Genomic DNA, 22962 nt, shown 5'->3' on the forward strand with positions numbered 1-22962 from the left:
GATCCGGTGGCGGATCAGTTGCAGGGGGCCGGGCCGTTCGAGACGCCCTGGCAGAGCGCGTCCTTCCCGATCCAGCCCGCATCCACGACGACCGAGAGGTTGTCCTTGGTGATGGCGATGGGCTCGAGGAACACGGCGTTCATCTCGGTGCCCTTGGGCGAGGTCCATTTCTGGGCGCCCTCGACGCCTTCCATCTCGGTGCCCTTGGCCATCGCCACGGCGATCTCGGCGGCGGCCTTGCCCAGCTCGCGCGAGTCCTTCCAGACCGAGACGGTCTGCGTGCCCTTGGCGATCCGGTTCAGCGCCGCATGGTCGCCGTCCTGACCCGAAACCGGGATGCCCTGCATCCCCTGCGCCGTCAGCGCGGCGATGGCGCCGCCCGCGGTGCCGTCGTTCGAGGCCACGACCGCATCGACCTTGTTGTCGTTGGCGGTCAGGATCTGCTCCATGTTCCGCTGGGCGTTGGCGGGCAGCCAGCTGTCGGTATAGGCCTCGCCCACGATGGTGATGTCGCCCGCGTCGATGGCCTTCTGCAGCACCTCCTGCTGGCCGCCGCGCAGGAAGTCGGCGTTCGGGTCGGCGGCATTGCCCTTGATCATGACATAATTGCCCTTCGGCGCCTGCTCGAACACGGCGCGGGCCTGCATGCGGCCCACCTCGACGTTGTCGAAGGTCAGGTAGAAGGCGCGGTTGTCCTCGATCAGCCGGTCATAGGCTACGACCGGAATGCCCTCGTCGGCGGCCGCCTGCACGGCCGGGCCGATGGCGTCGGCATCCTGCGCCAGGATGATGAGCGCATCGACGCCCTGCGAGATCAGGGCCTCGACGTCGGACAACTGCTTGGCCGAGGAGGATTGCGCGTCGGCCGAGACATAGGTGGCGCCCGCCGCTTCGAGGGCCTCCTTGATCGCAGCCTCGTCGGTCTTCCAGCGTTCTTCCTGAAAGTTCGACCAGCTGACGCCGACCGTCAGATCCTGGGCGAGCGCGGCAGAGGAAAAGCCGGCCGTGGCGACCACGGCGGCCAAAAGGGCCTTATGCATTGTGAACCTCCCTGGTGCGGCGGAATCGCCGCCACGCCCACAGGATTGGCGCGAATAATTTCAGTTGTCAAAGTAAAGTTGAACGATCAATCTGAGGCCTACGGTCGAAAGCCGCGCATCCCGCCTGACATCAGCCACTTGAGGCTGAAATGCCGAGGATCTGCGAGATCATTATTTTGGACAGGAAATAAATGCGCCGGCAGGTCCGCAAGCGGTCCGCCCCCGACCCCACGGTCGGATGCGGTCCCCTGATTCCCCCGCTCGTCGAGAGCGCCCGCCCCCTGCGCCAGCAGGTGTTCGAGCGGGTGCGGGCGGCGGGCCTCACGGCACGGGTGCAGGTGGCCCGCGATCTGAGCGTGAGCCCCGCCTCGGTCACCACCATCGTCTCGGAACTGATCGAGGCGGGTCTCATCGAGGAAGTGGCCACCCGCCGCGAGGGCGAGAGCGGCCGCGGCCGGCCGGTGGTGGCGCTCGGCGTGCGGGCCGCGGCGCATCGCGTCGTCGGGCTGAAGATCTCGGATCGCGACCTGTCGGCGGTGGTGATGGATTTCGCGGGGCATCTGCTGGCCGAGCATCATGAGGAGCGCAGCCCCGCGGCCCTGCCGCCCGACCGGATCCTGAGCCTGATCGAGACGCTGCTCGACCGCGTGACCACCAAGGCGGGCCTGACCCGGCAGGAGCTGTCGGCGGTGGGAATCGGGCTGCCGGGCTATGTCGACAGCGCGGGCGGGCGGGTGCTCTGGTCCTCGATCCTGTCCGAGCGCAATGTGCCGCTCGGCCGGCTCGTGACCGAGCGGCTCGGCCTGCCGGCCCAGATCGACAACGATGCCAATCTCTGCGCCATGGCCGAGCTGTGGTTCGGCGCGGGGCGGCGGCTGTCGGATTTCGTCGTCGTCACCATCGAGCATGGGCTCGGCATGGGCATGGTCACGAACCACCGGATCTTCCGCGGCGCGCGCGGCATCGGGATGGAGCTCGGCCACACCAAGGTGCAGCTCGACGGCGCGCTCTGCCGCTGCGGCCAGCGCGGGTGCCTCGAGGCCTATGTGGCGGATTACGCGCTGGCCCGCGAAGCGACGACCGCCCTCAACTGGACCCACCGGCAGACACAGTCCACGGCCGTGCTGCTCGAGAGCCTGCATGACCATGCGAAGGCCGGCAATCAGGCCGCCCGGTCGATCTTCCGCCGCGCGGGGCGTTATCTGGCCGTGGGGCTGGCCAATGTGGTCAATCTCGTCGATCCGCCGCTTCTCATCCTCGCGGGGGCGCGGCTGCGTTTCGATTACCTCTATGCCGAGGAGACGCTGGCCGAGATGAACGCTCTCGTGCTGGAAACCGGGCGGCCGCTGCCCGAGATCGAGATACACGCCTGGGGAGAGATGCTGTGGGCGCATGGTGCGGCGGCTCTGGCCCTGTCGGCCTTGGGCGAAAGGCTGCTCGCGCTGCCGCGGGAGGGGGTCGCGCAATAGTTGGACGTGGCCGTTGCGCCACATGAGGATTCGCGCAGAAGTGGGTGAAACCCCGGAACTTCCGGCGGAATTAGGGCATTGGTGCCGTTGGGGCATTCCGTTGCGACCGGACGGAATGGGTTCTGTCGGTTGCCGCATGGTGTTCCGCCTGCAATAGTTTCAGCAGATGCCTAATTTCGGGGGAATGCGTGTCCGTCTCCAGCTACCGATCGCCGAGCCTGCGGGCCGCCCTCGTCCTGCTCGCCATCGCCGCGGCGGCCCCTCAGGCTCGGGCGCTCGACCGGCTCGAGTTCCGCGTGGCCGGCAGCACCGACGAGGTCGAAGAGGTGATCAAGGGCGCCTCCGCCCTGATCGCGGCACGCGCGGCCGAAGACAGCGAGACGCAGGACATCTTCTCGGCCGCCCGGTCGGAATACGGTCGGCTGGTGACGGCCCTCTACGGCCTTGGCTACTATTCTCCCGTGGTGAGCGTGCTTGTGGACGGGCGCGAGGCGGCGCAGATCCCGCCGCTCGACGCCCCCGAGACCATCGGCACCATCATCGTGCAGGTGCAGGTCGGCCCGCCCTTCCGGTTCGGCGCGGCGCGGGTGGCTCCGCTCGCCCCCGAGACGGAGATGCCAGAAGGCTTCCGCACCGGCGAGCGCGCGCGCAGCACGCTGGTGCAGGACGCGGTAAGTGCTGCAGCGGACGGCTGGCGCTCGGCGGGCTTCGCGAAGGTCGATGTGGGATCGCAGACGGTGGTGGCCGATCATGCCCGGCGCACGCTCGATGCCGATGTCCGCATGGCGCCCGGGCCCCGGCTCCGCTTCGGGGACCTGCGCATCAACGGCGAACAGCGCATGAGCGAGCGCCGCATCCGCAAGATCGCCAATCTGCCCACCGGCGAGACCTACGACCCCGAGGAACTGGCGGACAGCGCCGACCGCCTGCGCCGGACGGGCGTCTTCCGCTCGGTCTCGCTGACCGAGGACGAGACGGTGACAGCGCCCGACCTGCTCGGCATCACCGCCACCGTCGTCGAGGAACTGCCGCGCCGCTACAGCTTCGGCGTCGAGGTCTCGAGCCTCGAAGGCGCCACCATCTCGGGCCAGTGGATCCACCGCAACCTTCTGGGCGGTGGCGAGCGGCTGACCGTGACGGGCGAGGTGGACAATCTCGGCGCCTCGAACAGCGGCGTGGACTACCGCCTCGGGGTGACGCTCGACCGCCCCGCCACCCCCACCGCCGACACGACCCTCGGTTTCGGGGTGCTGGTGGAGCGGCTGGACGAGGAGGATTACCTCGCAGATACCGTGTCGCTCTCGACGACGCTGACCCGGCTCTTCAGCAAGCGCCTCACCGGCAGCCTCGGGGTCGGCTATACCTACTCGGACGTCGAGGACGATTTCGGAAGCTACGTCTACGAATATGTCTCATTGCCCGGCACGCTCGTCTGGAACTCGCGGGACAACGACCTGAACGCGACCGAGGGCTTCTACGTCGCGGCCGGAGCCACGCCGTTCGCGGGCATGGGCGACACCGGGTCGGGCGGCCAGCTCACGCTCGACAGCCGCGCCTTCGTGGGCTTCGGCAACGAGGACCGGCCCTTCGTGCTGGCCGGGCGCCTGCAGGCCGGAGCGGTCCTCGGCCCCGAACTGATCGAGACGCCGCGGAACTACCTGTTCTATTCCGGCGGCGGCGGCACCGTCCGCGGCCAGCCCTACCAGTCGCTCGGCGTGCGTCCCGACCCGACGGATCCCGATTACAAGATCGGCGGCACCCGCTTCGCCGCGATCTCGGCCGAACTGCGCGCGCCCATCACGCGGCGGATCGGCGTCGTGGCCTTTGCGGATGCGGGCTACGTCACCGCCGAGGATATCGACTCCGACCGCGACGACTGGCACGCCGGTGCAGGCCTCGGCCTGCGCTACGACACCGGCTTCGGCCCGATCCGCGTCGATGTGGCGGCCCCGGTGGGCGGCGACACCGGCGACGGGGTGCAGATCTATGTGGGAATCGGGCAGGCCTTCTGATGCGGATCATCCTCTTTCTTCTCTGGCTTCTCTTGCCCGTTGCGGCCTTCGCGCAATCGGCCGAGGAGGATCGCGGCTTCCTTCAGGGCCTGATCGAGGACAATCTTTCCTCGGCCGGACGCGAGGTGCGGATCGAGGGCTTCCGCGGCGCGCTTTCCTCGCGGGCGACGGTCGAGCGGCTGACGATTGCCGACGATCAGGGCATCTGGCTCACGCTGAACAAGGTCGTGCTGGACTGGAGCCGATCGGCCCTCCTGTCGGGGCGGCTCTCGGTCTCCGAACTGTCGGCCGACGAGATCCTGCTCGAGCGGCTGCCCGTGGCGGACGAGAGCGTCGATGTCCCCTCTCCCGAGGCGCGGGACTTCGCCCTGCCCGAGCTGCCGGTCGCCGTCGAGATCGGCCGGATCGCGGCCGATCGGCTCGTTCTGGGCGAGACCGTTCTGGGCACCCCTGTCGAGGCCACGCTCGAAGCCTCCGGCTCGCTCGCGGGCGGCTCGGGGCAGGCGCAGCTCCTTGCCCGCCGCACCGACGGGCCGCAGGGAGAGCTCCGGCTCACGACCAGCTTCTCGAACGCGGACCGGCAGCTTGCGCTCGATCTGGCGCTGATCGAGGCCGACGACGGGATCGCGGCGACTCTCATGGATCTCCCGGGGCGGCCGCCGCTCGAACTGACGGTGCAGGGTCAGGGACCGCTGTCGAACTACGCGGCCGACATCCGGCTCGTGACCGACGGCGAGGAACGGCTGGCTGGGCGCGTCACGCTGCAGGGCGACGCGGCGCAGGGCCGCCAGTTCGCGGCCGAACTCGGCGGCAATGTCGTGCCGCTCTTTCTGCCGCAATATGCATACTTCTTCGGCCCGGACGTGCAGCTCGACGTGGCGGGCACGCGGGCGACGGACGGCCGGCTGGACCTCAGCCGGCTCAATCTCTCCACCCGCGCGCTGCAGCTTCAGGGCGCTCTGGTGGTGGCCGCCGACGGGCTGCCCGAGCGGATCGCCCTCACCGGCCGGATCGCCTCGGCCGATGGCCAGCCCGTGCTCCTGCCCCTGTCCGGCCCGGAAACGCGCGTGGGCAGGGTCGATCTCGACGTGGCCTATGACGCGGCCCAAGGCGAGACCTGGACGGCGCGGCTTCTGGTGGCGGGCCTCGACCGGCCGGACTTCGCGGCCGAACGCTTCAGCCTCGACGGCTCGGGCCGGATCGCGCGCACCGACGGCGGCACCTCCACGGTGTCCGGCCGCCTCGCCTATGCCGCCGAGGGTCTCGCGCCAGCCGATCCGGATCTCGCCACCGCCCTCGGCCCCCGCATCGCGGGCGCGGCCGACTTTTCCTGGACCGAAGGGGTCGACGGCCTCCGGCTGCCGACGCTCACCCTCGACGGAAGCGACTACGGCCTCGCCGCCGACCTGACGCTGGAGGGCCTGACGAGCGGCCTCGCCGTCTCGGGCGAGGCCGACCTGCGGTTCGAGGACCTTGCGCGGTTCTCCGGCCTCGCCGGCCGTCCGCTTTCGGGGCAAGGCGAAGGCACGGTCAGCGGCACCTATGCGGCCCTGACCGGCGCCATCGACGCCGAGGCCTCGATCACCGGCACCGACCTCGCGCTCGGACAGGCCGAACTCGACAATCTCCTCAAGGGCACCTCGACCATCGAGGCCTCGCTCATCCGCGACACCACGGGCACCCGGCTCCGCACCCTGCGGATCGCGGCGCAGAGCCTGACGGCCACGGCATCGGGGACCCTCGCCAGCGCCGGCAGCGACATTGCGGCCCAGCTGGCCTTTGCGGATCTCTCCGTGCTGGGCCCGGCCTATGACGGCCGGCTCGAGGCCGACGCGCGCTTCACTGGCACCCCCGAGGCCGGGCAGATCTCGATTCAGGCCAATGGCCGGGATCTGCGCGTGGGTCAGCCACAGGTAGACGGTCTTCTCGCCGGCACCTCGACCATCGACATCGCCGGACGGCTGGATCAGGGCGCGCTCGTCCTTGAGCGGGCGCGGGTCAATGCCCGCACGCTCACGCTGACGGCCGCGGGGCGGCTCGCGACCGAGGGAAGCGACCTTACCGCCGACCTGAACTTCAGCGACCTGTCCCCCCTCGGTGCGGGCTACGGCGGCGCGCTTTCGGCCGAGGCCACCTTCAAGGGCACGCCGGAGAACGCCACGATCACCGCCGACGCGCGGGCGACGAACCTGCGCGTCGGCCAGTCTCAGGCCGATGCGCTTCTGCGCGGCGAGAGCACGCTCTCGGCGCAGGTTCGTCTCGAAAACGGCGCGATCCGCGTCGACCGGGCGGCCCTGCGCAACCCGCAGCTCACCGTTACCGCCGATGGGTCGGTGGCGGGCGCGGACCGCAACCTCACCCTCGACGCGCGGCTGTCGAACCTTGCGCTGGTCGTGCCGCAGTTCCCCGGTCCGCTGACCGTGCAGGGCACGGCCCGAAGCCAGGGGACGAGCTACCGGCTCGATCTGCGCGCCCGAGGACCGGGCGGCATCGACCTGCGGGCGCAGGGGACGGCGGCGGGCGACTTCTCGACGGTCGACGTGGGCGTCACCGGCAGCGCGCAGGCAGCGCTGGCCAATCCGTTCATCGAGCCGCGCAATGTGGAGGGCCCGATCCGGTTCGACCTGCGCGTCAACGGGCAGCCCGCGCTTTCCTCGGTGTCGGGGACGGTATCGCTGGCCGGAGGCCGCTTCGCCGATCAGGACCTCGGCCTGGTGATCGAACGGCTGCAGGCCGACGCCCGCCTGGCCGGAGGCCGGGCGACGCTGGATGTGCAGGGCCGTCCCGCGGCGGGCGGGCGGCTGGCGCTGACCGGCAACATCGGTCTCGAATCCCCCTTCGCGGCCGACCTCGCCCTCGAGATCCGCCGCGCGGTCCTGCGCGACCCCGAGCTCTACGAGACGACCGCCAGCGGGCGCATCACCGTTCAGGGGCCGCTCACCGGCGGCGCGCAGATCGCGGGCCGCATCGATCTCGAGGAGACGGAACTGCGCATCCCCTCGACCGGCTTCGGCGGCGCGAACGGGCTGCCCGATCTGCAGCATCGGAACGAACCCGCGGCGGTGCGCACGACCCGCGCCCGGGCCGGCCTTCTGGATGATGGCTCCGGTGGCTCCGGCGGGCGGGACTCGCGGCCCTTCGGGCTCAATCTGCTCATCAGCTCGCCCGACCGGATCTTCATCCGGGGGCGGGGTCTCGATGCCGAGCTCGGCGGCCAGCTTCTCGTCTCGGGGACTACGGCCAATGTGGTGCCCAGCGGGGCCTTCAACCTGATCCGCGGCCGCCTCGACATCCTCGGCAAGCGCCTCACGCTGAGCGAGGCACAGCTGCTGCTCGAGGGCGACTTCGTGCCCTACATCCGCGTCGTGGCCTCGACGGAGAACGACGGGATCACGACCTCGGTGGTGATCCAGGGGCGCGCGGACGAGCCCGACGTCAGCTTCACCTCGACGCCCGAACTGCCCGAGGAGGAGGTGATCTCGCGCCTGCTCTTCGGCAGGGGTCTCGACACGATCAGCCCCCTGCAGGCCGCGCAGCTTGCGAGCGCCGTGGCGACGCTCGCGGGCCGCGGCGGCGAGGGCGTGATCGGGCGGCTGCGGCAGGGCTTCGGGCTGGACGATCTGGATGTGGCGACGGATGCAGACGGCGGCACTTCGGTGCGGGCCGGGAAATACATCTCGGAGAATGTCTATACCCAGGTCGAGGTGGACCAGCAGGGGCAGAGCCAGATCAACCTGAATCTCGACGTCACCCCGAGCGTCAAGCTGCGCGGCAGCGTGGGGACCGAAGGCGATACCTCCATCGGCATCTTCATCGAGCGGGATTACTGAGGGCTGGCAGCCCGGATCGGGCTGCCAGCGCCATCTCACAAAAGCCTCGCGCGGGTGGCTCCTGGCGGATGTGCGACGGCGCGATGCGGCTGCCGTGACCAGATGTGCGCTGCTCTGGCGACACCGCTCAGGGACCGGCGCTCGTGATCCGAGGCCGAGGCTCTCTGCGTCTGTGGGGAGTGCGTCTCAGGCCACGCACCCTAGTGCGGCGTCGCGCGGACGGCGTCGACCGCAGCTCCCAGCAGCACGGCAAAGGCGCTGAGGTAAAGCCAGACGAGGAGCGCCACCACCGCCCCGATGGAGCCGTAGACCTCGTTATAGTTGGCGAAGTTGGCAAGGTAGAAGACCAGCCCGCGCGAGGCTGCGGCCCAGAGGGTGACGGCGATCAGAAGCCCCCAGGTCACGATCGGCCGGGGGCTGCCCTTCGGCCGGTTCGGGCCGAGCCGGTAGACCAGCGCCACCCCGAAGACCACGACGAGGAGGCCCACGCCCACGTTGGCGAGCTCCAGCACCTTCTGGTCGAAGTCACCGAGCGGGATCACGTTCAGAACGAGGGGCGCCACAACCGACAGGAGCATCGCCACGAGGCCCACCCCCACCAGGGTCAGCGTGAGCACGATGGCCCGCACGATGTGCCACGGCCCCATGCGGTTCGGCAGTCGGTGCGTGGCGTTCAGGCCGCGGATCAGGGCCGCGACGCCCGCACGGGCCGACCAGATCGCGGCGCCGGTGGTGAAGAGGCTGGCCCAGCCCAGATGGCGGCTGTTGGCGGCCAGAAGCGCCTCGACCTGACCGCGGAACAGACCGTAGGCCTGTTCCGGCAGGAAATCTGCTGCGAGATTGATCTGGGCGCGGATCACGCTCGGGTCCGAGGCCCAGCCCCAGATGGCGATGAGCGCCGCCACCGCGGGGAAGATCGCGAGGAATCCGTAGAAGGCGATGCCCGCCGCCGCGAGATTGAGGTCGGCCGAATCGACCCGGTCATAAAGCCGGACCAGCAGCCGCCATCGCGCATGCCAGAAACCTTCGCCGCCCACAGATCACCCGTTCCGGAATGAAGAAGGCCCGCGGCTTGCGCGGGCCTCCTTAGGTCGTTCGCATCGAGCCGAAATCAGTCGGTCGTGTCGGTCGAGTCGTCGTTGTCGTCCGACGCGATCAGGGCGATGATCGCCGCAGCGCCGAGCACCGGCAGCAGCATGCCGCCCATGCTGCCGGTTTCTTCGGCAGCGACAACGGCGACCGGTTCGGGTTCGTCAACGACGACGACCGGGCCACCCGCGAAAGCCGTCATGGCAGACGACATCAGGGCAGTGGTCGCGACGAGAGCAGTCAGTTTCTTCATTTGCGTTCTCCAAGTATTTATGGCCGCTTGGGTTTTTAACTCATACCATAGAGGCAACTACCAGCAAAGGATGAACATTGGGTTTAAGTCAATCGATCACTCGGCTGATCTTCAGCTTGCCGAGACCCTGATCGAAAGTCTGCCGACTCTGCCGGATCGTGCCGGCATCATCGACCCAATATTCATTGGTGAACTGCCCCGTAGCTCCCTCACAATGCTCTAACACATGCCGGGTGGGATAGTTTCGTTCCACGATGGTGATGGTTTTCGGACCATCCGTTGCGAGTGTGCAACGATATTCGCGCTTCACCGTCTGATCGAGCCCGTCGATCTGGTAATGCACGCGCAGGTAGTTCCCGCTCGCCGAGGCTATGCGCGCCGCGGAGGGCACCTCCGCCGACATGAGGTCGGGACCGAGGCCACGCGTGGCGAGCAGGACCCCGTCGCGCAGAGCGACGGTGCGGTCGTCGGTCGAGGACCATGTGACGACCCCGCCGTTGGTCTGGAAGGGCACCATCAGCGCCCAGGCGCTGGTTCCTTCCACCTCGACCACCAGAAGCGGCGATGTCACGCGCGCGAGCTTGGCCCGTGTCAGGTTCTGCGGCCCGGTCGCAGGCTTTTCCTTGCCCCCCGTCATGGCGGACAGCGCCTGCTTGACGTAGGTCGCCTTTCCCTGTGTATCCTCCTGAGATCCGCAGGCGGCGAGCAACGCGCAGGCGGCAAGAAGGCTGGCTCCGATCGCGTGCCGCATCACTTCCAGAATCTCCCCCATTGATCGTCGATTTCCTGCGCATGGTAGGGGCGCACGGTCTCGTAGAGCCGGTCCTCGACGCGCAGACGCGCGCCGCCGTCGCGCGTGACCGGACGGATGCTGTATTTCGCCGTCTCCCGGGTGGGCTGGCCGAGCAGCGACGTCAGCGGAATCTCGAGCCGGATGCCCTTGTCGAACGACCCTTCCCCGAATTCCTCGGACGAGACGTCGGTGAGCGTCGCGAAGGCCCCGACCTTCCAGCCGTTCTCGAACTCGCGGTCGAGCGACACCGTCGCGCCGTAATCCCCGGCGAGATAGCGGCCCACATCGATCTGGCCGAGGAACTGGTTGCCGAAGTCGTAGTAGACCGAGGCGTGGCCCGTGACGACGTCATAGGCCTCGTCACCCGAAAGGAAGCCGAAGCCCTGATCGAACTCGCGCTTCTTGGCATAGTTGATCTCGGCCCCCAGCGCGAGGCGGCTTTCGACCGGCTTCCACAGCACCTCGGCCGAGGCGCCGCCATACATCCGCTCGAGATAGCCGACCGTCACCCGGCTGTAGATGTTGCGCGCGGGATGGGCATACCAGGCAGCGGTGAGGCTGTCGATCGTCGTGTCGCCCTCGCGGCTGTAGAGGTAGTTGTCGGTCCGGACCCGCGGGAGGTTCGACTCCGACCGATCCTGATCGCCGATATTGCCGATGAGCTTGTGGCTGATCGCGCCCGACAGGAACAGGCCGGGCGACAGCTCATACTCTCCGCGCAACCGGAGCCCCAGATCCGCCCGCACCGGCTCTTCGGGATCGAAGAGACTGGTGCGCAGGTAGGGGCCGAAGGACCAGTTGAAGCTGGGATAGCGGTCGGGATCGAAGGCCAGCCCCGCAATGGGCGCGCCGGCCTCCGCCACGCCGACCTGCGGCCGCAGCCGGCCCGACGCATTGGGAGCGAACTCCAGCCGTTCGAGATCCGAGCGGCGCACTGTCACCTTCGACAGCGGCACCCCTCGGACCACGGGCACGATCTCGAAGGTCTCGACCGAGGCGGGCAGCGAATAGGCCATCGCGCGCGCCGTGCGCCCGATCGCCTGCGCCTCGGCATCGTAGCGGATGTTGCGGATGCGGATCTGCGCCGTCCGGCCATCGGTGCCGAAGGCCTCGATCAGCACGCCGTCCTTGTCGAGCTGCTTCTGCATGTTGTTGCGCAAGAGCGCGGGCGCATCCTCCTGAGTCACCCACTCCGAGGACCAGGCCTCCGGATCCGCCGCCCGGGCAGGCCGGGGACGGATCGGCGTCGGCGCACGGTCCACGAGACCCGTCGTCGCCCGGTCGCGCGGATTGAGCACGAAGTGCAGGCCGAGCCCGATCTCGCTGCCATACATGTAGTAGGCGCCCAGCTGCACGCCCCGCGAGACCTCATATTCCGCGCCGAAGTTGAACGGGCTCTTCCGGTCGAAGATCTGCCGGTCCTCGGCCTCTTCCTCGTAGTCGTCCGAGGAATATTCGGCCTTGAGGGTCAGCCGGTCGGTCGGCTGCCACTCGATGCCGGCAAAGCCCGCCATATCGCCGCGGAACCACTGGTCCGCATTGACCTCGCCGCCCTCGCTCTCCTGCGGAACGAACTCGGGGCGGGTGCCCACGCCGCCGAAGCTGCCGTAGCTGCCAAGACGGCCCCATCCCACGCCCGCGGTGACCTTCAGGCGCGGGGTGAGATGTTTGGTGGCGGCCACATATTCGGCGCTCTGGATGCCCGTGCCCACGAAATCCTGCAGGCCGATGGTGACGGCGGGCATGTAGCGCCCCTCGTCGAAGGCCCTGAAGCGGAGATCGAAGCTGCGGTCGTAATAGGTGTCGAACTTGTTGACGCCGACGCGGTCCGCCTCGGGGATGGACTTGTTCCAATCGCCGATGCCCTGATAGCGGAAGCTGGCCGACAGGCGCGGCGTGATCTGGAAGGTCAGCGTCGTGCGGGTGATTCCCGCGAAGCTCGTGATGCTGGTGTTGAAGATGCCGTCGGGCTGCGCCTCGCCCGAGGGCATGTCGATCAGGCCGGTCGCACCATACAGGTTCAGGCTGGGACGCGTTTCCGACAGAGCCGGGGCCGTCATCACCAGTGCCGCGCAGGAGACGCCAGCGAGCAGGCCGCGCCGGCGCGCGGAAGGGGGCATTGCCATGGTTACCTCATTCGTTCCGCGCACTCTAGCAGCCGCCTCCTTCCGAACAATGCCATTCAACCGGAATGTCGGCAGCTATCGTCCGGCGGCAACGATTTCCGGAGGGCGATATCCCTCAACCCAGGAGAGTATGACCCGGCGGGCCGCCTGCGGGTCTCCGGCCGCCATGGCACTGCGCAGCGCCCGCAGCGCGGTGGCCATCTCGAGCTCGGACAGGCTCTCCTCCTGAGCGCGCAGGATCTTCGAATGCGGCGTGGTCAGCAGGCCCTCGCCGATCAGAAGCTCCTCGTGCAGCTTCTCGCCGGGCCGCAGACCCGTGACCACAATCTCGATGTCCCCGAAGGGGTTGCGCTCATCGCGCACCGACTTGCCGGCCGCCTCGATCATCTGCACGGCGAGATCGCGGATGCGCACGGGCTTGCCCATGTCGAGCACGAACACATCGCCGCCACGGCAATCGCCCGGATCGGCGAAGGAGCCCGCCAGCAGCACCAGCCGTGCCGCTTCCGAGATGGTCATGAAGAAACGGGTGACATCCTCGTGCGTCAGCGTGACCGGTCCGCCGCGGGCGATCTGCTCCTTGAAGAGCGGGATGACCGAGCCCGACGAGCCGAGAACGTTGCCGAACCGCACCATCGAAAAGATCGTTTTCTTCGACCGCTTCGCGAGATCCTGAATCACCAGCTCGGCCAGCCGCTTCGAAGCGCCCATGACGTTCGTCGGGCGCACCGCCTTGTCTGTCGAGATCAGGATGAAGCGCGCCACGCCGGCCTCGTGCGCGGCATCCGCCAGCGTCCGGGTGCCCAGCACATTGTTGGCCAGACCCGCGATCGGATTGTGCTCGACCAGCGGCACATGCTTGTAGGCGGCCGCATGGAACACCACCTCGACCCCGTGATCCTGCATCACCATCCGCGACAGCCGCGAATCGGTGACGGATCCGAGGACCGGCACGATCTCGACCCCGGTGCCTTCGGCCATCGCCTGCAGCTCGCGGTCGATGGTGTAGAGCGCGATCTCGCTGATCTCGAACAGGACGATGCGCCGGGGACGGATCAGCAGCAGCTGGCGGCAGAGTTCGGATCCGACCGAGCCGCCCGCGCCCGAGACCAGCACCGTGCGGCCGACATAGGCATCGGCCCCTTGCGGCAGCGCATCCTCGATCTGCTGGCGACCGAGGAAACGGCCGAAGGTGAAGGGAGAGAGGTTGTCGACCAGCTGCTCCTCGCCCACGAGCTGCGCGAAGGAAGGCACGGTATGGACATCGACGCCCGCCAACTGCAGCCGGTGGGCGATACGGGCAAGTTTGGCCGGCGACTCCGAGGGCATGGCAAGAAGCACGCGAGACACGTCGCGCTCACGCACCAGCCGCTCGATCCGGTCCGACGGATAGACGCGGAGCCCCGCGATCACCATCGCCTGCAGCGCGGGATTGTCGTCGACGAAGGCGATGGGCCGGATCGTCCCGCGCGAGCGGAGTGCCGCCGCAAGCTGCGTGCCGGTGTTGCCCGCGCCATAGATCAGCACGCGGCACCCCTTCTGGCCGATCTGCAGCACCCAGAGCAGCGCATGCAGCATGACCATCCGGGCGCCGACCGACAGGATGAAGAACAGAAGGCCGAATAGGATCGCCGCTGCCGCGGGCACCGCGGTGCCCACCACCGAGGCGAGCGTCGAGAGCACGAGGGTCAGCACCGCAGCGAAGGCGCCGGTCTTCAGGATGGCCATGGTCTCATAGGCGTTGAGCTTGATCCGGGGCATCCCGAAAAGCAGCGAGAGACCGAAGGCAAAGAGCGCCGCGCCGGGGAAGAGAAGCCACTCGTGCTCGCCTCCGGGGGCGCGGATGAAGATGCCGGTGATCAGCAGCGCAAGCGGCGCCACGAGCACATCCGCCAGAAGGAGAAGCCCACGCTTCTGCGCTCTGGTCAGCCGGTCAACGAGACCGAAAAGGAGTTTCTTCACCTGGAATTCCTGCCCTTTTGCCGCCCCGGTTGTTGTTTCGACCGTTTGTCGCGCCCCGTGTCCGACCTGTCTTCTAACCAAGAAATCTCCGAAATTCGAATGGGGCGAGCCTAGACGAGGCCCAGAATCACCTCAAGCATTGCGGCACTATCGGCTGCGACGATTTGCAAAAGGTTGCCTATTACGCCACAGTAGAACCCTCGCAACGGTCTGAAACATCAGCGCCAGATCGAAACAGAGCGAGCGTTTCTCTTGATACAGCAGGTCCATATACGCCTTTCGGGGTATGCACCTACGGCTGTAGGCGCGGTCCGTCTCGGCGGCGGTCCTGCACTGCGCGAGGATCCATTCCTCGTGGCGATGGAAATGCAGGCTGGCGAGGCCCGTGATGCCGGGGCGATTCCGCAGGACCCGCGCGTAAAGCTCCGGATGGCGCTCGACATAGAGGCGCAGCGGCGGGCGGGGCCCGACGAAGCTCATGTCGCCGCGCAGCACATTCCAGAGTTGCGGGATCTCGTCGAGCCGGGCCCGCCGCAGAACGCGCCCGGTGCGGGTCACGCGGTTCGACTTGTCGCCGCCCGAGACGCCCGCATTCTGCGCCGCGGCTTTCATGGTGCGCAGCTTCCAGAGGTCGAACGGCTGGCCCGGCGCCTTCATCCGCTCGGCCACATAGAAGAGCGGCCGCCCCTCCACGATCAGGAGGACGAGCAGCAGGATCCCGAACGGAAGGGCAAGGAGAAGGATCAGGAGAAGGGCGACCGTCACGTCGAGAAGGCGCTTGCCGGGCGTCATGCGAGCGCCCGCCATTCGTCCACGAGCCGGTCGGGCGCGCCTGCATCGGGCGGGAGGGGGCAGAGCGCCGCGAGCCGGTCGAGCGCAAGCCCCACGCGGGGAATGACGCCCGGCCGCGGCGGCCCCCACCGCCAGTCGAGACCCGCAGCCTCGAGAAGATCGGCCATGTCCACCGGCGGCGGTGCGCCGAGATTGAGGATCGAGGGCAGCGCCACCCCGGCATCCGCCAGACGCGCGAGGCGGGCCAGCACGGCGGCGAGGCTCTGCGGTCCGATATAGGTCCGCACCGGGCCGCGGCCGCCGGGCACCGGATCGAGCACGATGGCCTGCCCCGGCGGACGCTTCGGTCCGAGGAGCGCGTCAGCCCCCGCCACATTGCCGAGCCTCAGGATCGTGAGGCCCGTCCCCACTGTCCGGGACCAGTCGAGCGCCTCCTGCTCCATGCGCAGCTTCGCTGCGCCATAGGCCGTGTCGGGGGCGGGTTCATCCTCCTCGCGCAGATCCTCCGACCGTGCCGAGCCGTAGATCGCGCCCGAGGAGAGCAGAAAGACATGGGCCGCGCCCGCAGCCTCGGCGGCGCGGCAACCCGCAAGCCCCAGCGCCACATTGTCCTCGAGCCGCCCGGTGCGATCCGTGACCCCGGCCAGCCCCAGCACGACGCGGGCTGCGCCTCCCGGATAGGGCGCGGAGAGCATGTCCCACTGGAGATCGGCCGAGGCGTCTCGCCCGTGCCAGACCGGAACCAGCCCCTCGGGTGGCTCGGCCCAGGCACGGCGCAGGAAGCGCCCGATCCGGCCGGTGGAGCCCAGCACGAGAAGGCGGGCCGCCATCAATCCTCTTCCTCGAACCGGGTCCGCATCTCGCGCAGGACCGGCAGAACCGCCCGCACCCGCTCGGCGCCGAGCGAATGGACGACTTCGGCGATCAGGGGCGCAATGGCGGCCACCGCCGCATCGCGCGCGCTGCGGCCCGAGGGGCTGATCGAGACGAACTTGCGCCGCGCATCGTCCCAGTCGGGCCGGATATGGACATGCCCCGCCCATTCGAGCTTCGCCAGCGTGTTGGTCATGGCGCCGCGCGTGACATGGAAGGCGCGGGCGAGCTGGGCCGGCGTGCGCTCCTCGGCGGCGCGGGCGAGATGGTTCAGCACGCCGAAGTGCGACAGCTCCATCCCTTTCGGCAGCACCTTCGACAGCCGGTTCCGGGCCAGCTGGTCGGCCATGAACAGCTCGCCGAACAGCGCCACCGCAAGTTCCTCGGTCCGCTCCGCCATCAGGGGCCGTCGAACGGACGGTCGTGGCCGAGGGATGGCACACGGTGGCGCGCCCGCGCGACCTCGGCCAGATCGAGATCGACGAGCGTCACCCCCGGCTCGGTTCCGGCATCGGCGAGGATCTCGCCCCAGGGCGCCACCGCGAGGCTGTGGCCGTGCGTGCGCCGTCCCTTGCCATGCGCCTCGGCGTGAAAGCCGGTCTGGGCCGGGGCCAGCACGAAGCAGCCGGTCTCGATGGCCCGCGCGCGGAGCAGAACCTCCCAATGAGCGGCGCCCGTCAGGTGGTTGAAGGCGGCGGGCACGGTCAGGATCTGCGCCCCCGCCTGTGCGAGCCGCCGATACAGGTGGGGAAAGCGCAGATCGTAGCAGACGGTCATGCCGACGGCGGCCTCTCCCGCCTACGCCAGAACCGCCGCCCCGCCGGGCCGGTAGGCCGCGGATTCGCGATAGACTTCGGTCTCGGACACGTTCACGTCGAACATGTGGATCTTGTCGTAGCGCGCCGCCACCGCGCCGTCGGGGCCGATGAGGAAGCTGCGGTTGGCAAAGCGGCCGTCCGCCTCGTGCGTCCTCAGGCCGAGCGAGCCCACAAGCAGCCAGATGCCCGCCCGCGCCGCCTCTTCACGCAGCGCGGCCAGCGTCGCATCCTCCTCCTCGGGGCGGAGGATCCGGCGCTGATGCTCGCGGCTCGAGGAGAGCGCGTTGGTGCATTCGGGCGTCAGCACGAACTCCGCCCCGGCCGCGGCCGCCGCCCGGACGTGGCCGAGCGTCACCGCGAGGTTCTCCTCCGGGTCGTCGGTCACGGTGAGCTGGACGAGGGCGGCGCGCATCGGATCAGTCTGCCAGCATCGGGTCGAGCTTGCCCGCATCCTCGAGCGCATAGAGATCGTCGCATCCGCCGACATGCTGGCCGCCGATGAAGATCTGCGGCACGGTCCGCCGGCCATGCGCCCGCTGGGTCATGGCGGCGCGCAGCGAGGGATCGGTGCTGACGTCGGTCTCGGCATAGCTCACGCCCTTGCGGCGCAGCAGCGACTTGGCCGCCTGACAATAGCCGCAGGTGGGCGTCGTGTAGATCTCGACGGACTTCATGGCATATCCTTCCGGTCGTTCGTGACTATAGGGATTTAGGTGTCCTTCGCAACGCGCGCCAGCACCGCAACCGAGACGGAGGTGGCGCCTGCCGCCTGACAGGCTTCGGTTGCGGTGGCGAGCGTGGCGCCCGAGGTCATCACGTCGTCGAGGATCAGGACCGGCCTTCCCTTCAGCAGCCGTCCGCGCCGCGGATGGGGCAGGATGGCGCCGGTCATGTTCTCGAACCGGCCCTCGCGGCTGCGCCCCTCCTGACTGCGGGTGTTGCGCCCGCGAACCAGCGCATCGGGGCAATGGTCGAGCCCCGCCTGCCGCGCAAGCTCGGCCGACAGAAGCGCGGACTGGTTGTAGCGCCGCGTCAGAAGCCGCGTCCAGTGGAGCGGCACCGGCACGACCAATGTCCCCCGCCGCAGGATCGGGCGCGCGGCCCTGAGGATCCAGCCGGCGAGCGGGCGCGCCAGATCGAGCCGGTCCCCGTGCTTCAGCGCCAGCGCAAGCTTGCGGCCGTTGTCGCGGTAAAGGAGCGCCGCCCGACCGTGATCCCAGGGACGGGCCGAGGACAGGCAGTCGTCGCACCGGACCGGATGCCCCGGATCCTCGCCCGGCAGCGGCGCGCCGCAGAGATCGCAGACCAGACCCGCGATGAAGGGCGTGTCGCGCCAGCAGGCGCCGCAGAGGCCGAACTCCGTGGTCACCTGCGTCTCGCAGAGCAGGCATTGCGGCGGAAACAGGAGGCGCAGCGCCGCTTGCAATCCCATCCCCGCCCCCTTACCTCGCGGCGGAGGCCCCCATGACCCCCATCCTGACCGACCGCCCCGCCCTCGCCCGCCACCGGACCCGCGCCTGCCGCGCGCCGGCGCTGTTCCTGCACGAGGAAGCCGCGCGCGAGGTCGAGGAGAGACTGAGCGAGGTTAACAGGCGGTTTACGGCCCCCGCCGTCGTCACCGCCTTTCCCGAAGTCTGGCGCGACCGGCTGCCCAATGCGCGGATCGTGACGGACGCCGAGGAGCTTGCGCTCGACCCCGGCGCGCACGATCTCGTGATCCACGCGCTCGCGATGCACTGGTCGAACGACCCGGTGGGCCAGCTGGTCCAGAGCCGGCGGGCGCTCAGGCCGGACGGGCTCTTCCTCGGGCTGCTCTTCGGGGGGCGCACCCTGTCCGAACTGCGCATCGCTCTGGCCGAGGCCGAGGCCGCCGTGACGGGAGGCCTCTCGCCGCGGGTGCTGCCGATGGCGGAAATCCGGGATCTGGGGGCGCTGCTCCAGCGGGCCGGTTTCGCGCTTCCGGTGGCGGATTCGCTTGTCCGGGAGGTCCGCTATCGCGATACGCTCCACCTCATGCGCGACCTGCGCGCCATGGGCGAGACCAATGCGCTCGAGGCGCGCCTGCGCCGGCCCAGCCGCCGCGCGCTCTTTGCCGAGGCCGAAGCGCGCTATCCGCGCAGAGCGGACGACCGGATCGTGGCCAGTTTCGAGATCATCTGCCTCACCGGCTGGGCTCCGCACGAGAGCCAGCAGAAGCCGCTCCGGCCCGGATCGGCGGCCCGGAGCCTGGCCGAGGCGCTGGCCGCCGCCCGAAAGGACGGGCCCGGCGATGGTTGACCCCGGTCCATATGCCTTTATGTGTCTGACGGATTGAATGTCTGGAAGCGGAATGACGCCGATGCTGCAAGCGACGCCCGAGCAGGCGCGAACCCTGGGGGCTGAAGAGCCCATCCGTCCGGGTCAGGACCGGCTCGCCCATGCGCCCGCAGACCATCCGGAGCTGCCGCAGCCCAAGATCGGCATCCTGCTCGCCAATCTCGGTACGCCGGACAATTACGACTACTGGTCGATGCGACGCTACCTGAACGAGTTCCTCTCGGACAAGCGGGTGATCGACTATCCCGCCTGGAAATGGCAGCCGCTGCTGCAGATCCTGATCCTGTCCAAGCGCCCCTTCTCGTCGGGCGCCAACTACAAGCTGATCTGGAACCATGACAAGGGCGAGAGCCCGCTCATGACGATCACCAAGGACCAGACAGCCGCCATCGCCGCCGAGATCCGCAGTCTCTACGGCAACCGCGTCATGGTCGATTTCTGCATGCGCTACGGCAACCCCTCCACCGAGAGCCGCGTGCGGGCCATGGTCGAGGCGGGCTGCGAGAAGATCCTCTTCTTCCCGCTCTATCCTCATTATGCAGGCGCGACCTCGGCCACGGCGAACGACGAGTTCTTCCGGGCCATGATGAAGGAAAAGCGGCAGCCTGCGGTGCGGACCGTGCCGGAATATTACGACAATCCGCTCTACATCGACGCGCTCGCGCAGTCGGTCGAGCGCGCCTATGCCCAGCTCGACCACAGGCCGGACGTGCTGGTGGCCTCTTATCACGGGATGCCCAAGCGGTATCTGATGGCGGGCGATCCCTACCATTGCCAGTGCGCCAAGACCTCGCGCCTGCTGCGCGAGCGGCTGGGATGGGAGAAGGGCGCGATCGACACCACCTTCCAGTCGGTCTTCGGACCCGAAGAATGGCTCAAGCCATATACGGTCGAGCATGTGGCGGAGCTTGCCCGCGCCGGGAAGAAGCGCATCGCGGTGATCGCGCCGGCCTTCTCGGCGGACTGCATCGAGACGCTGGAAGAGATCAACGGCGAGATTCGCGAGGCCTTCGAGGAAGCGGGCGGCGAGGAGTTCACCTACATCCCCTGCCTGAATGACGACGAGGCGCATATCCGCGCGCTGGTCTCGGTGATCGAGGACAATCTCGCAGGCTGGCTCGCGCGCGGCTGAGAGAGGCCCGAAGGCCCCCGGCGGGCCAAAGCAGACGCGATAGCACGGGATCCGCGGATTAACGGAAGGCTACCGGACCCGGTGGCCTCGCAAGGCCCCAGTAGCCCCATCAAATGAAGAGGGCGGCAGGTTTCCCTGCCGCCCCAAGTCGGGATGTCGTGCAGCTCAGTTGGCGGCGACGGCGGCCACGACGACCAGCAGCATCAGCGGGACCAGGATGCCGCCCGACGAAGCGGTTTCGGCTTCGACGACAGCGGGCTCCATCACGGGCTCGGCCATGCCGCCGGCGAAGGCGGACGTGGCGGCGATCGAAAGGGCAGCAGCGAGCACAAGTTTCTTCATTTAGACCTCCAGATGTGGCACCCGGTCCGAGTAAACATGAGGCAGACGGGTGGCTCCCAAGATATTACCTCGTTACTCCGAGTAACCAGCACGCCTTGGGAAAGGCAATCGGGATGCCAGAAGTTCCGTTCACTGTTGCATGGTTACGTCAGATGAGCAGCACCTGTGTCCCCACCTTCGCGAGCGGGAAGAGCTGCTGGATATGCTCATTATAGAGGCCGATGCAGCCGTTCGAGGATTTCCGCCCGATCTTGCGCGTGTCGTGCGTCCCGTGGATGCGATAATACGTCCAGGAGAGGTAGAGCGCATGGGTGCCGAGCGGATTGTCCGGCGCCCCGCCCGGGACCATGTCCGGCCACTCGGGGTTGCGCTCCTTCATGGCGGGAGTCGGCCGCCACGGCGGCGCCACCACCTTCTGCACCACCTCGGTCCGGCCGCGGCGGGTCAGATCGTCGGACAGCGGCACCGAGGTCGGGAACAGCAGATAGGTCTGCCCGTCCTCGCTCCAGAAGTGCAGAGCCCGCGAGGTGATGTCGACCAGAACCGCACCGTTCCGCAGGTTCGAGAAGTAGGGCTGCCAGTCCAGCATCCGGAAGCTCGAGACGTTGTTGCGCACCGGGCTCTGGGCCACGGGCATCACGCTCTCGGTCTGTTCCTGCGCACGCGCCGGCAGCGCCATGGCACCGAGCCCCGCGGCTGCACTCCACAGCAGCGTGCGACGGTCGAGCCTATTCGATTGATCCGCACCCATTCCGCTCGTCTCCTTGATCTTGGTCCCGGACTTCGGACCGAAGCATCCTATCTCTCGCCGCGAGTGGCGACAATTCACGCCCGCGTCAACGTCGAACTGCGCCCTTGAGTTGCATTTGAACAGCCTGCGGCCTTTCTGTTATGAGGGCCCCCAGCAATCCTTGTGGGTGGAAGACACATGAAGACTATCTCCGCGTTCGCCCTCTGTGGCGCCCTGGTCCTTTCGGCCTGCGCCTCGACGACGCCGATGGCGCTGGGGCCCGACGGAAAGCCGCTGCCGCAGGTCTACAAGATCACGTCCGCTCAGGAGGGTGAAGTCACCTACCGGCTGCTGGATTCGGTCAATGCGCTGCGCCAGGCGAAGGGGGCGGCTCCGCTCCAGCTCAACTCGCAGCTCACCGCCGCCGCGGCCACCCACTCGCGCGACATGTCGGTGCAGAACCGCCCCTGGCACTTCGGGTCGGACGGCTCCTCGCCTCTTCTGCGGGTGCAGCGCGCGGGCTATCAGGGCAAGCTGAAGGGTGAGCTGATCTCGGAAACCTACCAGACCGAGCTCGAGACGCTGGCCGTCTGGATGGAGCAGAAGGACACGCGCGAGATCGTGCTGGATCCGACCGCGACCGACCTCGGCTTCGCCTGGTATCAGGAGCCGCAGGGCAAGATCTGGTGGACCGTCGTGACGGGCAGTTCCGCGCCCATGGCGGTGGCGGGTCTCTGACCCGCATCTGCCGCGCCCCCGGGTTCAATTCAGGGGCGCGGCGGGCGCGTCAGGGAAGGATGTAGATCGGGGTGCCGAGCCGCACCATCGAATAGACTTCCTCGACCTCATCGTCGGTGATTGCGATGCAGCCGGCCGTCCAGTCGCGCCGGTTCGGCCCGTTATATTTGCCGCGACCGTGGATGAAGATGTCGCCCCCGGGCTTCTTGCCCTCGAGGAAGGCCATCTTCTGATCGAGGACGTTGGGATAGGAGATCCCGAGCGACAGGTGATAGGTCGAGCGCGGGTTCTGGCGATCGATGAAATAGACGCCTTCCGGCGTGCGGCCATCGCCCTCGTACTGCTTGTGGCCGGTCGGCTTGAAGCCGAGGCCCACGTCATACTGACGCAGCACCTTGGAGCCGTTCAGCAGATACATCTTGCGGTCCGCCTTGTGCACCTGAACGCTGGTGACCGGCGGGCCATCGTATTTGCGGATCTTCGAGTCGCCGCAGCCGGCGAGCCCGAGTGCGAGAACGATCAGGGTTATCTTCAGAAATTTCATGTTCACTGCCCGACATGTTTTTTATTCCGAGATACCGGGAATCGGCCCGTCTCGCCAGACAATCTTTGGTCAGCAGGGTTAATTCGGCGCGAACAGGCCCGGG

20 protein-coding genes and 1 pseudogene are annotated in these 22962 nt (G+C 68.3%); 6 read left to right on the forward strand and 15 right to left on the reverse strand.

Annotation, left to right across the window (positions count from 1 at the left end; all coding sequences use genetic code 11):
- Nucleotides 1-14: 14 nt before the first annotated feature.
- Nucleotides 15-1040: a D-xylose ABC transporter substrate-binding protein gene (gene xylF / locus RSP_RS14290; RefSeq protein WP_009563217.1), complete on the reverse strand. Its 1026-nt coding sequence runs from the start codon at nt 1038-1040 to the stop codon at nt 15-17.
- A 191-nt stretch (nt 1041-1231) separates the two neighbouring features.
- On the opposite strand from xylF, the gene RSP_RS14295 reads away from it, so the two are divergent.
- The 3 genes from RSP_RS14295 to RSP_RS14305 all read left to right on the forward strand — a co-directional run bounded on the left by RSP_RS14295 (nt 1232) and on the right by RSP_RS14305 (nt 8351).
- A complete protein-coding gene (locus RSP_RS14295; RefSeq protein ID WP_011338771.1) occupies nt 1232-2509 on the forward strand; it encodes an ROK family protein in 1278 nt (425 codons plus the stop codon).
- 188 nt (nt 2510-2697) lie between these two features.
- The gene (locus tag RSP_RS14300; protein ID WP_011338772.1) at nt 2698-4521 is read left to right on the forward strand and encodes an autotransporter assembly complex protein TamA; all 1824 of its coding nucleotides are present in this window, start codon (nt 2698-2700) and stop codon (nt 4519-4521) included.
- Nucleotides 4521-8351, forward strand: coding sequence for a translocation/assembly module TamB domain-containing protein (locus tag RSP_RS14305; RefSeq protein ID WP_011338773.1), 3831 nt, complete (start codon nt 4521-4523; stop codon nt 8349-8351). The genes RSP_RS14300 and RSP_RS14305 overlap by 1 nt, the downstream gene beginning before the upstream one ends.
- 200 nt (nt 8352-8551) lie before the next feature.
- Here the strand turns inward: RSP_RS14305 and RSP_RS14310 are convergent, their stop codons facing one another.
- From RSP_RS14310 to RSP_RS14360, 11 genes and pseudogenes are all read right to left on the reverse strand, one after another.
- A complete protein-coding gene (locus RSP_RS14310; protein WP_002721655.1) occupies nt 8552-9388 on the reverse strand; it encodes a YihY/virulence factor BrkB family protein in 837 nt (278 codons plus the stop codon).
- A 74-nt stretch (nt 9389-9462) separates the two neighbouring features.
- The gene (locus RSP_RS14315) at nt 9463-9693 is read right to left on the reverse strand and encodes a hypothetical protein (protein ID WP_002721657.1); all 231 of its coding nucleotides are present in this window, start codon (nt 9691-9693) and stop codon (nt 9463-9465) included.
- Between the two features lie 88 nt (nt 9694-9781).
- Nucleotides 9782-10465 carry a YjbF family lipoprotein gene (locus tag RSP_RS14320; RefSeq protein ID WP_017139990.1) on the reverse strand — a complete coding sequence of 228 codons (684 nt, stop codon included), beginning with the start codon at nt 10463-10465 and terminating at the stop codon, nt 9782-9784.
- A complete protein-coding gene (locus RSP_RS14325; protein WP_011338775.1) occupies nt 10444-12612 on the reverse strand; it encodes a YjbH domain-containing protein in 2169 nt (722 codons plus the stop codon). The genes RSP_RS14320 and RSP_RS14325 overlap by 22 nt, the downstream gene beginning before the upstream one ends.
- 75 nt (nt 12613-12687) lie before the next feature.
- Nucleotides 12688-14574, reverse strand: a complete 1887-nt coding sequence (locus RSP_RS14330; RefSeq protein ID WP_011338776.1) for a polysaccharide biosynthesis protein — start codon at nt 14572-14574, stop codon at nt 12688-12690.
- A gap of 147 nt (nt 14575-14721) precedes the next feature.
- Complete coding sequence (locus RSP_RS14335; RefSeq protein ID WP_011338777.1) at nt 14722-15366, reverse strand: sugar transferase; 645 nt, start codon at nt 15364-15366, stop codon at nt 14722-14724.
- The gene (locus RSP_RS14340; protein WP_011338778.1) at nt 15363-16196 is read right to left on the reverse strand and encodes an NAD-dependent epimerase/dehydratase family protein; all 834 of its coding nucleotides are present in this window, start codon (nt 16194-16196) and stop codon (nt 15363-15365) included. The genes RSP_RS14335 and RSP_RS14340 overlap by 4 nt, the downstream gene beginning before the upstream one ends.
- Nucleotides 16196-16639, reverse strand: coding sequence for a MarR family winged helix-turn-helix transcriptional regulator (locus tag RSP_RS14345; protein ID WP_002721667.1), 444 nt, complete (start codon nt 16637-16639; stop codon nt 16196-16198). Before RSP_RS14345 ends, RSP_RS14340 begins: the two co-directional genes overlap by 1 nt.
- A pseudogene (locus tag RSP_RS14350) lies at nt 16639-17469 on the reverse strand (carbon-nitrogen hydrolase family protein). The gene RSP_RS14345 and the pseudogene RSP_RS14350 overlap by 1 nt, the downstream one beginning before the upstream one ends.
- Nucleotides 17470-17473: 4 nt before the next feature.
- Nucleotides 17474-17731: a glutaredoxin 3 gene (gene grxC / locus RSP_RS14355; protein WP_002721669.1), complete on the reverse strand. Its 258-nt coding sequence runs from the start codon at nt 17729-17731 to the stop codon at nt 17474-17476.
- Nucleotides 17732-17766: 35 nt separating this feature from the next.
- Nucleotides 17767-18489 carry a ComF family protein gene (locus RSP_RS14360; RefSeq protein WP_011338779.1) on the reverse strand — a complete coding sequence of 241 codons (723 nt, stop codon included), beginning with the start codon at nt 18487-18489 and terminating at the stop codon, nt 17767-17769.
- A 32-nt stretch (nt 18490-18521) separates the two neighbouring features.
- Here RSP_RS14360 and RSP_RS14365 point away from each other — a divergent pair, with 32 nt between their 5' ends.
- Both RSP_RS14365 and hemH read left to right on the forward strand, forming a co-directional pair.
- Nucleotides 18522-19334: a methyltransferase domain-containing protein gene (locus tag RSP_RS14365; protein WP_011338780.1), complete on the forward strand. Its 813-nt coding sequence runs from the start codon at nt 18522-18524 to the stop codon at nt 19332-19334.
- Between the two features lie 37 nt (nt 19335-19371).
- A complete protein-coding gene (gene hemH / locus RSP_RS14370; protein ID WP_011338781.1) occupies nt 19372-20505 on the forward strand; it encodes a ferrochelatase in 1134 nt (377 codons plus the stop codon).
- Nucleotides 20506-20670: 165 nt separating this feature from the next.
- On the opposite strand, the gene RSP_RS22270 is transcribed toward hemH, so the two are convergent.
- Together RSP_RS22270 and RSP_RS14375 are read right to left on the reverse strand one after the other, a co-directional pair.
- Nucleotides 20671-20847, reverse strand: coding sequence for a hypothetical protein (locus tag RSP_RS22270; RefSeq protein WP_009563233.1), 177 nt, complete (start codon nt 20845-20847; stop codon nt 20671-20673).
- A gap of 148 nt (nt 20848-20995) precedes the next feature.
- The gene (locus RSP_RS14375; protein ID WP_009563235.1) at nt 20996-21598 is read right to left on the reverse strand and encodes a L,D-transpeptidase; all 603 of its coding nucleotides are present in this window, start codon (nt 21596-21598) and stop codon (nt 20996-20998) included.
- Nucleotides 21599-21775: 177 nt separating this feature from the next.
- Here RSP_RS14375 and RSP_RS14380 point away from each other — a divergent pair, with 177 nt between their 5' ends.
- Nucleotides 21776-22315: a divisome-associated lipoprotein DalA gene (locus RSP_RS14380; protein ID WP_002721675.1), complete on the forward strand. Its 540-nt coding sequence runs from the start codon at nt 21776-21778 to the stop codon at nt 22313-22315.
- Nucleotides 22316-22364: 49 nt separating this feature from the next.
- Here RSP_RS14380 and RSP_RS14385 read toward each other — a convergent pair whose 3' ends face one another.
- Nucleotides 22365-22859: a L,D-transpeptidase family protein gene (locus RSP_RS14385; RefSeq protein WP_002721677.1), complete on the reverse strand. Its 495-nt coding sequence runs from the start codon at nt 22857-22859 to the stop codon at nt 22365-22367.
- Nucleotides 22860-22962: the final 103 nt, after the last annotated feature.

It is taken from the genome of Cereibacter sphaeroides 2.4.1 (assembly GCF_000012905.2).
GTDB classification, from domain to species: domain Bacteria; phylum Pseudomonadota; class Alphaproteobacteria; order Rhodobacterales; family Rhodobacteraceae; genus Cereibacter_A; species Cereibacter_A sphaeroides.